Here is a 15,395-nt window from a genome sequence, read left to right on the forward strand (position 1 = left end):
GTTTAACACGTCCCGAGCCAGTGGTCGGACCCACCGGATATCTCGAGATCATCGAAATGATGCGCGTCGGCTTTCCTGACATCCAGTGGACTCTAGAGGAAACGATCGCCGAAGGCGACAATGTTGCGGCTCGCTTCACCTATGCTGGGACAACATCGCTGTTAACACGCTGCTCGATCCCGCTCTACTCTTCAGTACGCGCCTTCACTCCCATTCGATTGTGCCTGGGGGCTTCGATGTCACGTCATAAACGACGCGGTTAATGCCTTTAACCTCATTGATAATCCGAGTCGCCGCCTGACCGAGGAAGTTCATATCATAGTGATAGAAATCCGCCGTCATGCCATCGACCGATGTCACCGCGCGCAGGGCGCAGACAAATTCGTAGGTGCGTCCATCACCCATGACGCCAACAGTTTGCACGGGCAAGAGAACAGCGAAAGCCTGCCAGATCACATCATAGAGTCCGGCCTTGCGGATTTCGTCGAGATAGACGGCATCTGCTTCACGCAGGATTTCAAGCTTCTCGCGGGTAATGCCGCCCGGGCAACGGATTGCCAGACCTGGACCCGGGAAAGGATGACGGCCAATGAAATGATCCGGCAGGCCAAGCTCCTTACCGAGCACACGCACTTCATCCTTGAAAAGTTCGCGCAGAGGCTCGACGAGCTTCATATTCATGCGTTCAGGCAAGCCGCCAACATTGTGATGCGACTTGATCGTCACTGAAGGACCGCCGGTGAAGGAAACGCTTTCAATCACATCTGGATAGAGCGTGCCTTGAGCAAGGAAATCCGCGCCGCCAAGTTTCTTGGCTTCTTCCTCGAAGACTTCAATGAAGAGCCGGCCGATCGTCTTGCGTTTCTTTTCCGGATCACTTTCGCCCTCGAGCGCGTCAATGAAACGATCTTGTGCATTCACAAGAATAAGCGGCAGATTATAGTGCTCGCGGAACATGCTGACGACATCTGCCGCCTCGCCCTTACGCATCAGACCATGGTCCACAAGGATGCATGTAAGCTGATCGCCAACCGCTTCGTGGATGAGCAGAGCCGCTACGGACGAATCAACCCCGCCTGATAGGGCGCAGATGACTTTCTTGTCACCAACCTGCTTGCGAATGAGATCGACCGCCTTTTCGCGGTAGGCCGACATGGACCAATCACCCTCAATCCCTGCAATACGATGGACAAAGTTCTGGAGGAGCTTTGCGCCATCAGGCGTATGCACGACTTCAGGATGAAACTGCACGGCGTAATATTTTCTGGCTTCGTCTGCGATGGCGGCGAAAGGCGCGCCAGTCGAGGTGCCGACAACCTTGAAGCCTTCAGGAATCGAGACGACACGATCGCCATGGCTCATCCAAACCTGATGACGCGTGCCCTTGGCCCATATACCGTCGAATAGCGCGCATTCTTCTTGGATATCAAGAAAAGCGCGGCCGAATTCGCGATGATGCCCGCTTTCAACCTTGCCGCCAAGCTGTGCGCACATGGTCTGTTCGCCGTAGCAGATGCCAAGAACCGGGACATTGGAATCGAATACATCCTGCGGCGCGCGCGGGCTGCCAATATCGACAGTTGAATGCGGGCTGCCGGAAAGAATGACCGCTTTTGGCTTGATGCGGTGGAACGCTTCCTGAGCTGATTGGAAGGGAACGATCTCGGAATAGACACCGGCTTCGCGAACGCGACGCGCAATCAGCTGTGTTACCTGGCTGCCGAAATCGACGATGAGGACTGTATCGGGATGAGTGGGAGTGTTCATGGCGGGCCTTTAAAGCAAATGTCGGTTAGGCGCAATGGGTTGTCAAAGCTTACTGACAAACTGATTCCGATTGTTAACAGGGTGGATTAATAGCACTGGTGTTTCTTTTGCATCCATTACGAGAGGCAACTAGAAGCCAGTTTCTCCGACGAAGATATTTTAGATTTCCCAACCAAAGAACTTCTCAATGCAATGAAGCAATGGGTTTCAGAAGGGAAGCCTGTTTTAAATGTTGCATTATAAATTGATTGTTCCATCTTCGATTGCATCAGCCATGGTCTCAACAGCCACTGCCAGTTTCTCATCGATTACGTGCAGATACTCAGTCCAATCCCCGAGATGCTGAAGCTCCTCTGCGCCATCGGAAATTCCACGCAGACCGATCAAAGGGAGATTGAAACGATGGCAGGCACGAAGGATGGAGAACGTCTCCATTTCCACCATATCCGCGTCAACTAGATCATAGGCTTTGCCCGAGACGATGTTGGCACCACTGGACAGTGTCGCTTCCTTTATACCCGGAATGCGATAATCGAGTGGGAGCTTCGCCGGCAGGTCAAGAAATGGCGTGGCACCCTTGATAAACCCTAGCGGCGAGGCATCCATGTCCCGATAGGACACACTGGTCGCCTGATAGATTTCGGTCTGTTCAAGAATGCGGGATCCGGCAGAACCCAACGATACGACCAAATCCGGCAAGGACGATGTGGCCCCCAAATGTGCGAGAACGGACGAAACGCTGACGGCCGATTCCACGGGGCCGACGCCAGTGATCAGCGGCGTAAAAAGTTTTTGCAAGTGATGGCCATATTCGGCAGTTGCGGCCATGGCAAACAGAACGCGTTTACCAGCAATCGGGGTCACATAATCAAACATTTCAGCCTGCCGGGTTCAGCCAATAAAGGGAAGCGTTAAGCAGGGTCGCGAAGGCCACCCATGCCAGATAAGGGAGAAACAAAATTGCCGATGTGCGCTCTGTGCTCCAGCTCACTTTGATGAAGCCTATAATCGAAATCAGCAGAAGCACGATGACGACCAGTGCAAGACCCATTTGCTGGAGCCCGAAAAAACTCGGCGACCAAAGAAAATTGAATAGAAGTTGTGCCCACCAGAATTGCTGGGGGGATGCCAGACCACGATCCCATACACGCCAGCCAGCAAGAGCGATAATGACGTAAAGAACTGTCCAGACGGGGGCAAAAAGCCAGTTCGGCGGATTGAATGATGGCTTGACCAGACTGGCATACCATTCACCCGGAAGGGTTATGTAACCAATTGCAAGCCCACCACCAACGACTAAAACCAAAAACAGCAAAAGCACCATGGAACGAGACATAGGAATATTCCTGTGAATGACTTGCGCCGGTTGTAGCCTTATTTTTCCCGCCTGAGAACCGAAATGAAGAAGCCATCGGTTGATGTTGAAAACGGAGAGAGAATCGTGGTTCCATCTTTAAACAATGGTTTGAGGTCCTTGTCTTCAGACACAGCCTGGCTCCAGATCGGCTGGCTGTCGATGACGCCGTATTCGGGGTTTGCCGCTAGAAATGCCGAAACCTGATTGCCGTTTTCGGGAGCGAAAAGCGAACAGGTAATGTAGACCAAACGTCCACCCGGCTTCACATAAGCCTTGGCGGCATCCAACACCTGGCGCTGCTCAACTTCGCGCCGCTCCAGCTGTTGCTCGCTCAATCGCCATTTTGCATCCGGCCTGCGCCGCCATGTTCCTGAACCGGTGCATGGCGCGTCAACAAGAACCAGATCCATCTGGCCTTCCAGCGGAACGAGATCGCTTATATTGGCATGGGCCTGTGCGTTGCGTACCCCTGCCCGCTTGAGGCGGTCAAAAATAGGTGCCAAACGCGCGCGTTCCGCATCATAGGCGTGGATCTGTCCCTTATTATTCATCTCGGCAGCCAGGGCAAGCGTCTTGCCGCCTGCACCGGCGCAGTAGTCCAGCACCTGTTCGCCCGGCTTAGCATTGCTGAGCTTGGCTGCAATCTGCGAGCCCAAGTCCTGCACCTCGAACAATCCGCGCTGGAAGGCTGGCTCAGCCTGTACGTTTGGATGACGACCCATGGCGCGTAAAGGCGGCACACGAATAGCCGTTTCCAGCAGCGGCGCGGGATTAGCTCCAGCGCGTGCCAGTTCTTTCAGCACCTTTTCGCGGTCAGCCTTCAACGTATTGACGCGAAGATCAACAGGAGGCCGGTCGCTCAATGCTGCGGCTTCTTCCACCCATTTATCGCCGAAGATCGCCTGAAAATGCCCCACGCACCATTCCGGCACATCGGCACGAATATGATCGGGGGCAGACGCCAAATCACGCGATTCCCAAATGGACAAACGATCTGCATCGAGAGGTTCGGGGGCAAATTTGTCGCCTTCAAGCGCGGCATTGATATCTTCAATATTCAGTTCGGCATCAGACAGCAGAACACCAAAAGCAATATGGCGTGCCGCATCGCTATCCATGCGCCAACCGAGCGACAATTTCCGGCGCAGCGCATCATAGACAATATTACCAATGACAGCACGGTCACCAGCTCCGGCGAAACGATGCGACAACCCCCAATCCTTCAAAGCATCCGAGGCGGGACGCTTGCGATTTTCAATATCTTCGAGAACTTCGATTGCCGCCTGCAGGCGTCCGCCAAGTCGCATATGAATTCCTTGTTAGCCTTAGAGCTTTTCCAACTCTTTCACTGTCGCATACATGGCTGCGACAATAAAAGAAAGCCGGGGCTTGCGCCCCGGCTTTCTTTTGTTCGTTGTTCGCGTCGGCCTATTCGGCAGCGACGTCTTTTTCCTCGTTGGAGATAGCATTGGCCTCATAGCCATGTGCCTCTTTCAAAGCGGCACGCACACCGGCTTCATAATCCGGGTGAACACGGGCGAAATGCACCAACTGGCGCTCGATGATCTCGCTTGGAACGCCGCCCATTGCCGCAGCAATGTTAGAGAAGAGTCGCGAGCGCTGACCAGCATCGAAGAGGTTGAACAATGCGGTTACCTGACCGTAATCATCATTGCCGATGCGGTGGTTGAAGCGGTCCGCATCGCCCGAAAGCTTGAGCGGCGGCTCTTTGGCCGAAGGCTGTTCTACTGCGCCGGAAAAGCTGTTGGGCTCATAATAAGCATCCACATTGCCGGTTTTCTGGCCGAAGAAATTCATCTGGCCATCCTTGTGATAGTGATGAACAGGGCATTTCGGCTGGTTAACCGGAAGCGCCTCATAATGCGTGCCAAGACGATAGCGATGGGCGTCAGCATAGGAGAAAACACGTGCCTGCAACATCTTGTCAGGTGAGTGGCCGATGCCCGGAACAACGTTTGATGGCGAGAAAGCAGCCTGTTCGATTTCGGCGAAATAATTGTCCGCATTGCGGTTGAGTTCCATCACACCAATTTCAATCGGCGGGAATTCACCATGCGGCCAGACCTTGGTCAGATCAAATGGATTATAGCTCGTACGTTCGGCTTCAGCTTCGGTCATGACCTGAACCTGAACAGTCCATTTCGGGAATTCACCGCGCTCGATGCCGCCGAAGAGTTCTTCCTGATAGGTTTCACGAGATTTGCCGATAAGGGTTTCGGCTTCCGCGTTTGTGTAGAACTTGTGACCCTGCTGCGTCTTGAAGTGGAACTTGACCCAGAAACGTTCACCGGCATCGTTCCAGAAAGAATAGGTATGGGAGCCGTAGCCATTCATATACATCGGCGCGACTGGCAGGCCGCGATCCGACATGAGAATTGTTACCTGATGCAGACTTTCGGGTGAAAGCGACCAGAAGTCCCACATGGCAGTGGCAGAACGCAGATTGGTGCGTGGATGACGCTTCTGCGTGTGAATGAAATCCGGGAACTTCAGTGGATCGCGAACGAAGAATACCGGCGTATTATTGCCGACGAGATCCCAATTGCCTTCGCTTGTATAGAACTTCAACGCAAAACCGCGCACATCACGCTCAGCATCGGCAGCACCAAGCTCACCGGCAACAGTCGAGAAACGCAGAAGCAATGGAGTTTCTGCACCGGGCTGCAGAGCCTTGGCTTTGGTGTAACGCGAAATATCGCCGGTGATCTTCAATGTACCAAATGCGCCCCAACCTTTGGCATGAACCACGCGCTCAGGAATGCGCTCGCGATTCTGATGCGCGAGCTTTTCAAGCAGCTGATAATCATCAAGCAGTACCGGACCACGCTCACCTGCAGTTCTGGAATTCTGATTGTCCGATACCGGTGCACCGGCGGTTGTCGTCAATGTTGGACGGTCAGCCATGGGGCTTCTCCCTTGATTGTCTCGAGCTTTGAAATGATCGGCGCAGCTTCAGCTGACCTCTGATTCCAGAATAGAACTATTCCAATCATAGTTTCCAATTGTATTTAGAATTATTATTGATAGGATTTACCTATCATGTTCTCTGTACGGCAAATGCGCTATTTTGATATCCTCGCCACCACGCTGCACTTTCGCAAGGCAGCAGAGGCGGCGCGTATATCGCAGCCTGCTCTCTCAGCCCAAATAGCGGAAATGGAGACGCGACTTGGTACGACATTGTTTGAGCGGACCCGTCGCTCGGTTGTTTTGACAGATATGGGTCGCAAATTGCTGCCTAAAATCCAGAGCATTCTTGATGAAATCCGCTCATTGGAAGATCTGGCATTGGAAAAGCGCGGCACTTTGCTGGGTCGCCTGCGTCTCGGAATCATTCCAACCATAGCGCCCTACCTGCTGCCGATACTCATCCCGCACCTGCACGACAACTATCCGGATCTTTCCATTGAACTGCGCGAAGCTTTAACCTCGAAGCTGGTGGAGGATTTGCGACTTGGTGATCTCGATGTCCTGATCGCCGCGCTGCCTATCGATGGCGAGGGCACAGTCTCGATGCCGCTTTTCCGTGATCGTTTTCTGATCGCCACATCGAGCAACGACACGGATATTCTTTCATCGCCCATGACGCAGGAGAATGTTGCTGTTGAGCGCCTGCTGCTGCTGGAAGAAGGCCACTGCCTGCGCGATCAGGCCTTGGCTGTATGTACCAGCGTCAAGCAAAGACAACTCGTCAATTATGGCGCGACCAGTCTGGCGACATTATTGCAGATGGTCAGCCACGGCATGGGTCTCACATTGATTCCGGAAATAGCCGTTCGGACCGAGGCTGGCCGCAATAATGTAAGGATTTCATCTTTTGCCGCTCCTGAACCCGCCCGTGAAATAGGGTTAATCTGGCGAAAGCAGAGCAAACGACGCGAAGATTTTGAGGCGCTTGCGGCTGTCATCATGGATTGCGGCCGCAAATTGACCGTTTCAGAAAAAGAATTGGCTGATTTGGTGGCTTAAACTTAAACCACTGGTGGCAGCAGAAGGTGCATTGCCAGCATGATCCAAAGAACGCCATTGAGAATAAAGCCCAATACGAAAATCGGCTGCCGATAACGAAGCCGGTTCGTCGTGACGTGAATAAACGTATGAGCCAGCCGCGCGCCGACAAAGAGCCAGGCGATGACCATAGCGAGATATGATACGCCGTTGACCACATAGAGTGACAGGCAAACGACATAGAACAACAGTGGCACTTCGTAGAGATTGCCCAGGTTGCGGATCGTCGTTGCGCTGATTTCCGGCTCGCTCGTTGGAATGATGAACTCTTGAATCTTGGCCTGACCGCTCATGACCGCCCGCCGGCGCCGAAGAAAAAGCAGTAAATAAACGCAATAGATCAGAAAGGTCAAAGTGATCATGGGCCAGAAAATTTGTGTCTGTGACATGGCGTTCTCCTGCTGTCCGGAATGTTCCCAATAAAGGAGACTGCGGAAATTCTCCATCGTCCCTATGCATAATTTACTGACGGTGCTTATGTGTGGGAATTGACCATATGCAAGCCCGGTATCGATCTCATTTCCGCCAAAAGATATTCGACGAACAGCTTGATCTTGCGTGGCAGGAAACGCCCGCTGGCATATACGGCATGGATGTCCATCGGCGCATATCCATAATCCGGCAATATGCGAACCAACTTTCCACCATTGATCAAGGGTTGAACAAGCGGCAGCTGTGCGGCACCAATACCAAGGCCTGCGCAGAGAGCGTCATTGAGCACAAATGCGTTATTGGCGAGGAAAACAGACCTGATTGCCGCATCGACCGAACCATCTGGCCCTATCAAAGGCACCATTTCTCCCGGCGGGGACCAAATGAAACGGACAAACCCGTGCTTGACGAGATCATCCGGCGTGACCGGGCTGCCATGTGTGGTGATGTAGTCTGGAGAGGCGACCAGAACCCTGTCAAATGAGCCGAGTTTACGTGCAATCAAGTCAGATGATTTCATTGCGCCGAACCGGATAGCCACGTCGACATTATCGGTGATCAGATCGGCAATGCGGTCGTCGAGGACCAGTTCAGACCGCAAATCCGGATGCTGCTGCTGGAAATTGGTTACAAAGCGAGCGAGGTACATTTGGCCAAAGCCGACAGGCGCGTGGATGCGCAAACTACCTCGTAACGCAGTGGAATAGGCGGTGGCGCCCTCTTCCGCTTCATCCACCGCATGCAAAATTTCAAGGGCGCGCCGATAGTAGATTTCACCTCCCTCAGTCACGACAAGCTGACGCGTCGAACGATGAAAAAGGCTGATACCCAGATGACGTTCAAGAGCAGCGATCTGCTGGCTGACGGCGGGCTGTGTCAGGCCAAGCTCACGTGCAGCGGCGGACAGAGTTCCAAGCTCTGCGACGCGCACGAAAGTTTTCATCGCCGATAACCGATCCATCACTAACCTCAAAGTTTCTCTTATGAATCATATCATTATTGACGCCCTACACAAACAATTCTGCATGGATGATATTCCCTCCAGCAAAATGGAGCGGTTCAAATGACGGAAAAAACGAAGCAGGCAGTTGTTGTCGGTGCCAATGGCATTATCGGTAGCAATCTTATTGCGCATCTGATCGAGCTTGGCGATTGGGATATTGTTGGTCTGTCACGGCGAGGCGGTGAGACGGTAGGGAAAGTCAGTCATATCGCCGTCGATCTTCTTAATGCGGCAGAGGCAAAAGCCAAGCTTTCCCATCTGACCAATATCACTCACATATTTTATGCGGCCTACCAGGATCGTCCAAGCTGGGCCGAGCTGGTCGCGCCCAATCTGGCAATGCTGGTCAATGTGGTGAATGCAATCGAGCCGATTGCGCCTAGCCTTGAGCATATCAGTCTCATGCAAGGCTATAAGGTCTATGGTGCACATCTGGGCCCGTTCAAAACGCCGGCACGCGAAACCGACGCCAATCACATGCCGCCGGAATTCAACATCGACCAGCAGGATTTCCTTGAAGCCTTGCAAAGGGGCAAAAGCTGGAACTGGTCGGCATTGCGCCCTTCTGTGGTTATCGGCTTTGCTCTGGGTAATCCCATGAATCTGGCCTCGGTCATTGCTGTCTATGCGTCAATGTCGAAGGAGCTTGGTATTCCACTGCGCTTTCCAGGAAAGCCCGGCGCATATCACAGCCTCCTGGAAATGACGGATGCTGGTCTATTGGCACGCGCGACTGTATTCATCGCGACTAATCCGCAATGCGGCAATCAGGCCTTCAACATCAATAATGGCGATTTATTCCGTTGGAGCGAATTATGGCCCAGAATTGCGCAATATTTCGACTTGGTTATTGCCCCACCTTTGCCCATGTCACTTAATGTCATCATGGCTGACAAAGCGAAACTGTGGGAGCAGATGGTGGAAAAGCACGGTCTTGCGCCAACGCCCTATTCCGACGTCTCCGCATGGGGCTTTGGCGACTTCGTTTTCGGCTGGGATTATGATTTCTTTGCCGACGGGACAAAACTGCGGCGCGCCGGCTTTCATGAGTATATCAATACGGAGGAAATGTTTCTGCGTGTCTTCGATGATCTGAAGGCACGCAAAATTATCCCATAAGATCAGGCGGCGTCTTCAGCTGCCTTTAATACGGCTGCGCGCTTGCGGCGCGCAGTATGGTTCTGTGCCACGACCGGTGCGGTTTCTTCGCCTTTCTGCACGTGGACCGTTGGGACAGGCAGTTCAATGTTGTTTTCCTTGAAAGCCTTGCGCACGGCGATGAAGAATTTGCGCTTCATTGCGAAGGCTCCGCCAGGTTTTGTCGTCATCTTCATACGCAGCACTATGCCGTACTCGCCAAATTCCTGAATACCCTGCATTTTGATTGGTTCAATGACCCAAGGGGCAAATTCTGGATCAGTTGCAAGCTCAGCTCCCACACGTTTGATCAACTTTCGCGCAGCTTCAATATCTGTGTCAAAGCCTACGGTGATATTGAACTTGTCCATCGTCCAATCGCGGCTCTGGTTCTGCACTGCTCCCAACTCTCCGAAGGGTATGGTGAAAACCGGACCACGATGGTGGCGAAGCTTGATCGAGCGGAGGCTGAAACTTTCAACCGTGCCCATATATTTCCCACTGCTGATGTATTCCCCAATGCGAAAAGCATCATCCAGAAGGTAGAAAACACCTGAAATAACATCCTTCACGACCGTCTGGGCACCAAAGCCGATAGCAACACCGACGACGCCTGCACCGGCAATCAACGGTCCGATCTGAATACCAATCGAAGAGAGGATCATCAGGATTGCCATGATCAGAAGAGAAGCGAACAGAATATTGGAAATGATCGGCAACAGAGTACGCAACCGTGCCTGCTGCGGATCGATCTCGGCATGTTCTTCCTGTGCGTGATGATGGACACCAAGCTTGCGCTCGATCAGTGCCTTTATGATGCTCCAGCCGAAGTCTGCAGCAAGAGCGATGACCAGCGTATTGACAATACCGCGAACAATCAGCGTCGTTGTCGGGTTTTGGAGGTTCTGCATGCTGGACATGCCGACGCCCCACATGCGGGCCGTAATGAATATGGCAAGCAAGATCAACGCGACGCGAATGCCGCGATCAACGACCGCAAGCGTAACGGCGGGAACAGTTGCGCCCCCTGCTTCGGATGTTGCGGGCCGCAATATGAAATGGACCGCCTTGTGCGCTATGATGACGAGCAGCGGGATCACGAATGCAAGCGCGAGAACCGAGAAAAGCACCCAGGCTCCCGTCAGCTGGAGCAACCAAAGTCCGATAAAATAGACCGTCATCAGCCATGTCGCGGCAACATGACTGACCAACTGCTTTTTGCCCTCCGCAACCGAAGCCCGCGGACGGCGCCATATAGCAACCAGCCCAAGACACAACAGGACAAAACTTGCCGGTATGGCCAGTGCGACAATCCCGTCTGAGGTCAGACCCAAAAGCGGCAGCAGCGAGAAGGTTGCATCCACAAACAGGAACCAGCCGGCAATGATGACAAGCCAATGGCTCCAGTGATCGGCGGTTTCGTCTGATATTGGCAATGCCCGCACTTCCTCCGAATGCGCGACCTGCATGCTGGATGTAATCAATCCTGCCTTGCAGAACACATTGACAGCCCATGTGCCGGTTGCAGCGGTCAAGTAAGCAAGCACGATCTCACGCAATAATGGCGGCCACTCGAAAATCATGAAAGCGCCTGTGCTGCCGACGCTGAAGGCGAGGATCATGAGGCCGGAGTATAGAAAACGGGCGCTGATTTTCTTCGCCCTGCCCTGCGGCGTATCCTTCGATAAGCTGATGAGCCATCGACGATATCGCACTGTCAGGCGATAAACCAGTCTCTGCAATGCGATACCGGCAGCAATAAAAATACCCACCAGCAGGAATACACCCAAGAGACCGCGGTCGCTCAGCTCGGACATAATTGTGGAACGCGCCTGCATGAACTGTCTCGGCAGGTCCGGGATTGTTCTGGCGGTGCGTTCAATATGCTGTTTCACCGTGTCGAGAGAAGACGAGACCATGGATTTTGTCATGGTCGCGGATTCTGATGTCACTGTACCGGTAGCCACAGGAGGTGTCGGTTTTGCCAGCTCCTTTTCCAGCCATGTCTTCACTTCGGGGTCGGACAGCAGCTGGATAAACTGGTCAACTTTCGTCGGTGTGGTCGGCTCGGCAGCTGGTGCACTCTGAGCAAAAACTGGTGACGTCAATAAGAACAGCACCGCAAAAACACTGATCAGTACTTTCAGCAATGAAGAAGGTAAAACGGTCATGGGCTGCCATCAACGCAAAGAGTGACACGCCTGCATGGATTGGTTATGGCCAACCCCAGCAGTATTATGAATTATCTAACACAATCCGGCAGGTCTTGTCTGTCAACAAAGAAGGTTGCGGCATTTCAAGTATAGGGCTCGCCTGTTCTTCGTGGCTCGTCGTAATTGAGAAAGAATTCATCAAGCTGCGGCGGCGGAACGTTTGTCCCGGCCAGCATGGCATGGGCCTGCCCGCGGTGGTGAATCTGGTGCACGAACAGATGCGACAGGACGAGAGAAATCGGTTCGCGAGATGTGTCTCCGGTTCTCCATGTGATGGATATAACCCGGGCAAGGTCAGCAGCGCTCAACCCGTCACAAAAATCGATAAGCGACTTATCAAATTCCTCCTGTGCCTTCTTCAAGTCGCTGGCAGCAGGAAATGGTACGTCGCCTTCCAAACCAATATTCGCCCGACCAACGCCGATCATATCAGCCATATATATGTGATCGACGATCAGGTTATGATTAAGGGTCAGCTGTATCGAGGGAAAGAAACTGGTGCGCTCTTGAGAAAATTCGGCAGGCGATAACTGCTCACAGGCAGTCAGCAATCGATGATTTGACCAGGCGCTGTTGCGCGCCATGGCCGAAAAATGGGCTTGGAGGGAGATGTCAGACATCGCCCTCACCTTTCAGATGATCAGTTGCCGCCGGGATAGTTCGGGCTTTCACGGGTGATGGTGACATCATGGGTGTGGCTCTCGCGCAGACCAGCATTGGTAATACGGACGAATGTAGCCTTTTCACGGAATTCTTCCAGATTTTTTGCACCCACATAACCCATGGAAGCACGCAGACCACCAGCAAGCTGATGCAGAACGCCGGAAACCGGGCCCTTATAGGCAACCTGACCTTCGATGCCTTCTGGAACAAGCTTTAGCTCATCGCGAACTTCCGCCTGGAAATAGCGATCTGCCGAGCCGCGTGCCATTGCGCCGACGGAGCCCATGCCGCGATAGGCTTTGAATGAACGGCCCTGATACAAATAGACTTCACCGGGGCTTTCTTCGGTGCCAGCAAGCGCAGAGCCGGCCATGGCAGCAGATGCGCCGGCAGCCAGCGCCTTGGCGAAATCGCCCGAATACTTGATACCGCCATCGGCAATAACTGGAATATCGGCTTTCTGTGCAGCCTCCACCGCCGACATGATGGCGGAAAGCTGCGGCACACCAACACCGGCGACGATACGCGTGGTGCAGATTGAGCCGGGTCCAATACCAACCTTGACCGCATCGGCGCCCGCATCGATCAGAGCCTGTGTTCCGGCAGCGGTGGCGACGTTACCGGCAATGATCCGCACGGCATTTGACATTTTCTTGGCGCGGGTAACCGCGTCAAGCACACGCTGGGAATGACCGTGCGCTGTGTCGATGACAAGAATATCGACACCTGCGGCGATGAGGCGTTCGGCGCGTTCAAAACCATCTTCGCCAACACTGGAAGCAGCGGCAACGCGCAAACGGCCCTGCGCATCTTTTGCTGCATTCGGGTTAAGCTGCGACTTTTCCATATCCTTGACGGTAATCAGGCCGACGCAGTGGCCTTTATTGTCGACGACCAGCAGCTTCTCAATGCGGTGTTGATGAAGCAATCGCTTGGCTTCTTCGTGCTGAACATTGTTCTCGCGAACAGTAATCAGGTTCTCGCGCGTCATAAGCTCATAGATTTTCTGCGCCGGATCCGATGCGAAACGCACATCGCGATTGGTCAGGATACCGACGAGGCGGCCAGGCTTGCGACTGCCCTCACCCGCATTCTCGACGACCGGAATGCCGGAAATGCCATGGGCACGCATCAACGCCTGCGCATCGGCGAGCGTTGCATCCGGGCCGATGGTGACCGGATTTACGACCATACCGGATTCGAACTTCTTGACCTGCCGGACTTCTTCAGCCTGCAATTCCGGTGTCAGATTGCGATGGATGACACCCATGCCCCCAGCCTGCGCCATAGCGATTGCAAGGCGCGACTCGGTGACAGTATCCATGGCGGCAGACAAGAGAGGCAGGTTCAGCTCAATGTCAGCTGCGATACGGGTGCGGATATCCGTCTGGCCAGGCATAACTTCGGAATGACCGGGTTGCAGCAGGACATCATCAAATGTCAGTGCAAGTGCGCCTGTTGCGGATTCAACGATTTTTGCCATTACCAATTCCTAACATACGGCTAATACGACTAAAGGACGCGCCACGTGAGGTGGAGCGTCGATCAAGGTCTATTCAAGTGAATTGGCACGGGCTGGTAACATGCTTATGTCAGTTTGAAAAGCCGTAAACGCAACTGCTGGCCCTTTACGCCCTGTTCAGACACATAATATTGCAATTGCCAAAATAGAAATGCCCGTCACCCGACGTCGAACTGATAGGTCGCAGGCACGAAGCGATAGCCTGTTTCCAGCTTTTCCGCATAACCAACACTCGGGAAAGGCATGTGGTAGCCGATAAATGGTACTTTATCAGCGGCAATCTTATCGAAAACCTTCTTACGGGTCTCTGCGGCCATTGCCTTGTCGCCGTCAAAGCTCACTTCCCATTCAGGACGTTGCAGCGACGCCACATAGTGATTGGCGGTATCGGCTGTCAAAACCAGGCGTTTGCCTGCCGACTCTACATGAAAAATCATGTGACCCGGCGTGTGGCCATAGGCTGCTTCACTGGTAATACCCGGCACAACCTCATCGCCAGCCTTGATAAAGGTAAATTTGTCGGCAAGCGGCTTGACCTTGGCATTGACCGCTTTCGCGTTATTTTCAGCGGGCGTTCCTGTGCGTGCGGCATCTGTCCAGAAATCATATTCGATCTGGCCGCCTACATAACGCGCATTGGCAAAAGCCGGTTTATCGCCATTCATCAGCCCACCAATATGATCTCCGTGCATATGGGTGATGAGAACGACGGTGACCGCATCCGGCGTATATCCGGCTGCTTTCATGTTGTTTTCCAACTGGCCCAGACCATTTTCACGCCCGCCAACGCCAAAACCGGTATCAACCAACACGACGTCAGAACCGGTATTGATCAAGACAGGGGTGAAGCCATTGACGAACTTGGTCTCCGGCAGAAAATTATTGCGCATAAGCTCTGCAACTGTTTCCTGGGTTTGATTGGCTCCGAAAGTCGGATGAGGCCCGTCTCCCGGGCGCAAACCGTCAAGCAAGGTGGTTATTTCAAAGTCACCAAGTTTGAAACGCTTGAAGCCGGGGGATTGTATATCCGAATGCGGCACGGCAGCTTCAGCGGTGCCCATAATATTGGCTGATTCCAATCCTCCAGCCATCGCAGTGGAAGCCAGAAACAGATCGCGGCGCGAAATCTCAAATGTTGACATGGATCAATCTCCTTGAGGTGCGAATGCTTTTCAGGTTGTAACGCGGAAAGACCAAAAACAAAGACATGCGTAGATCACTTCTGTTTGATCGCGGCTTGAGCACCAGCAATGCCGGTGCTATCGCATCGCT

The 15,395-nt window shown here is 53.2% G+C and carries 14 protein-coding genes; 3 read left to right on the top strand and 11 right to left on the bottom strand.

Annotated features, from left to right (window positions below; translation table 11 throughout):
* Positions 1–20: 20 nt before the first annotated feature.
* Complete coding sequence (locus V9K95_RS08250) at positions 21–263, top strand: ester cyclase (protein ID WP_336440519.1); 243 nt, start codon at positions 21–23, stop codon at positions 261–263.
* Here V9K95_RS08250 and guaA read toward each other — a convergent pair.
* The 5 genes from guaA to katA all read right to left on the bottom strand — a co-directional run bounded on the left by guaA (position 205) and on the right by katA (position 6,049).
* The gene (gene guaA, locus V9K95_RS08255; RefSeq protein WP_115055165.1) at positions 205–1,767 is read right to left on the bottom strand and encodes a glutamine-hydrolyzing GMP synthase; all 1,563 of its coding nucleotides are present in this window, start codon (positions 1,765–1,767) and stop codon (positions 205–207) included. The genes V9K95_RS08250 and guaA overlap by 59 nt on opposite strands.
* A 237-nt stretch (positions 1,768–2,004) precedes the next feature.
* Complete coding sequence (locus V9K95_RS08260; protein ID WP_336440520.1) at positions 2,005–2,643, bottom strand: 5'-methylthioadenosine/S-adenosylhomocysteine nucleosidase; 639 nt, start codon at positions 2,641–2,643, stop codon at positions 2,005–2,007.
* 1 nt (position 2,644) lies between these two features.
* Entirely contained in the window at positions 2,645–3,103 is a 459-nt protein-coding gene (locus V9K95_RS08265; protein ID WP_336440521.1) for a TspO/MBR family protein, read from the bottom strand.
* A 38-nt stretch (positions 3,104–3,141) separates the two neighbouring features.
* Positions 3,142–4,431 (bottom strand): RsmB/NOP family class I SAM-dependent RNA methyltransferase, encoded by a 1,290-nt coding sequence (locus V9K95_RS08270; RefSeq protein ID WP_336440522.1) that lies wholly within the window; start codon positions 4,429–4,431, stop codon positions 3,142–3,144.
* A 121-nt stretch (positions 4,432–4,552) separates the two neighbouring features.
* Positions 4,553–6,049, bottom strand: a complete 1,497-nt coding sequence (katA, locus tag V9K95_RS08275; protein ID WP_307283118.1) for a catalase KatA — start codon at positions 6,047–6,049, stop codon at positions 4,553–4,555.
* A 135-nt stretch (positions 6,050–6,184) separates the two neighbouring features.
* On the opposite strand from katA, the gene V9K95_RS08280 reads away from it, so the two are divergent.
* Positions 6,185–7,114: a hydrogen peroxide-inducible genes activator gene (locus tag V9K95_RS08280; protein ID WP_115055170.1), complete on the top strand. Its 930-nt coding sequence runs from the start codon at positions 6,185–6,187 to the stop codon at positions 7,112–7,114.
* A gap of 2 nt (positions 7,115–7,116) precedes the next feature.
* Here V9K95_RS08280 and V9K95_RS08285 read toward each other — a convergent pair whose 3' ends face one another.
* Entirely contained in the window at positions 7,117–7,542 is a 426-nt protein-coding gene (locus V9K95_RS08285) for an MAPEG family protein (protein WP_336440523.1), read from the bottom strand.
* An 86-nt stretch (positions 7,543–7,628) separates the two neighbouring features.
* Positions 7,629–8,546 carry a LysR family transcriptional regulator gene (locus V9K95_RS08290; protein ID WP_336440524.1) on the bottom strand — a complete coding sequence of 306 codons (918 nt, stop codon included), beginning with the start codon at positions 8,544–8,546 and terminating at the stop codon, positions 7,629–7,631.
* A gap of 102 nt (positions 8,547–8,648) precedes the next feature.
* Between V9K95_RS08290 and V9K95_RS08295 the strand changes: the two genes are divergently transcribed.
* Positions 8,649–9,707 carry an SDR family oxidoreductase gene (locus tag V9K95_RS08295; RefSeq protein WP_336440525.1) on the top strand — a complete coding sequence of 353 codons (1,059 nt, stop codon included), beginning with the start codon at positions 8,649–8,651 and terminating at the stop codon, positions 9,705–9,707.
* A 2-nt stretch (positions 9,708–9,709) separates the two neighbouring features.
* Here the strand turns inward: V9K95_RS08295 and V9K95_RS08300 are convergent, their stop codons facing one another.
* From V9K95_RS08300 to V9K95_RS08315, 4 genes are all read right to left on the bottom strand, one after another.
* A complete protein-coding gene (locus tag V9K95_RS08300) occupies positions 9,710–11,896 on the bottom strand; it encodes a mechanosensitive ion channel family protein (RefSeq protein WP_336440527.1) in 2,187 nt (728 codons plus the stop codon).
* A 125-nt stretch (positions 11,897–12,021) separates the two neighbouring features.
* Positions 12,022–12,558, bottom strand: coding sequence for a DinB family protein (locus tag V9K95_RS08305; RefSeq protein WP_336440528.1), 537 nt, complete (start codon positions 12,556–12,558; stop codon positions 12,022–12,024).
* A 20-nt stretch (positions 12,559–12,578) separates the two neighbouring features.
* On the bottom strand, positions 12,579–14,084 hold the full coding sequence (gene guaB / locus V9K95_RS08310) for an IMP dehydrogenase (protein WP_115055176.1): 1,506 nt from the start codon (positions 14,082–14,084) through the stop codon (positions 12,579–12,581).
* A gap of 197 nt (positions 14,085–14,281) precedes the next feature.
* A complete protein-coding gene (locus tag V9K95_RS08315) occupies positions 14,282–15,265 on the bottom strand; it encodes an MBL fold metallo-hydrolase (protein WP_336440529.1) in 984 nt (327 codons plus the stop codon).
* Positions 15,266–15,395: the final 130 nt, after the last annotated feature.

The sequence above is a fragment of the Phyllobacterium sp. CCNWLW183 genome (assembly GCF_037203775.1).
In the GTDB taxonomy this organism is placed as follows: domain Bacteria; phylum Pseudomonadota; class Alphaproteobacteria; order Rhizobiales; family Rhizobiaceae; genus Phyllobacterium; species Phyllobacterium ifriqiyense.

Bases quoted from the DNA above. Each gene is read 5' to 3' on its own strand.
- guaA (WP_115055165.1), bottom strand. From the start codon at position 1,767: ATGAACACTCCCACTCATCCCGATACAGTCCTCATCGTCGATTTCGGC.
- V9K95_RS08260 (WP_336440520.1), bottom strand. From the start codon at position 2,643: ATGTTTGATTATGTGACCCCGATTGCTGGTAAACGCGTTCTGTTTGCC.
- V9K95_RS08265 (WP_336440521.1), bottom strand. From the start codon at position 3,103: ATGTCTCGTTCCATGGTGCTTTTGCTGTTTTTGGTTTTAGTCGTTGGT.
- V9K95_RS08270 (WP_336440522.1), bottom strand. From the start codon at position 4,431: ATGCGACTTGGCGGACGCCTGCAGGCGGCAATCGAAGTTCTCGAAGAT.
- katA (WP_307283118.1), bottom strand. From the start codon at position 6,049: ATGGCTGACCGTCCAACATTGACGACAACCGCCGGTGCACCGGTATCG.
- V9K95_RS08280 (WP_115055170.1), top strand. From the start codon at position 6,185: ATGTTCTCTGTACGGCAAATGCGCTATTTTGATATCCTCGCCACCACG.
- V9K95_RS08285 (WP_336440523.1), bottom strand. From the start codon at position 7,542: ATGTCACAGACACAAATTTTCTGGCCCATGATCACTTTGACCTTTCTG.
- V9K95_RS08290 (WP_336440524.1), bottom strand. From the start codon at position 8,546: ATGGATCGGTTATCGGCGATGAAAACTTTCGTGCGCGTCGCAGAGCTT.
- V9K95_RS08295 (WP_336440525.1), top strand. From the start codon at position 8,649: ATGACGGAAAAAACGAAGCAGGCAGTTGTTGTCGGTGCCAATGGCATT.
- V9K95_RS08300 (WP_336440527.1), bottom strand. From the start codon at position 11,896: ATGACCGTTTTACCTTCTTCATTGCTGAAAGTACTGATCAGTGTTTTT.
- V9K95_RS08305 (WP_336440528.1), bottom strand. From the start codon at position 12,558: ATGTCTGACATCTCCCTCCAAGCCCATTTTTCGGCCATGGCGCGCAAC.
- guaB (WP_115055176.1), bottom strand. From the start codon at position 14,084: ATGGCAAAAATCGTTGAATCCGCAACAGGCGCACTTGCACTGACATTT.
- V9K95_RS08315 (WP_336440529.1), bottom strand. From the start codon at position 15,265: ATGTCAACATTTGAGATTTCGCGCCGCGATCTGTTTCTGGCTTCCACT.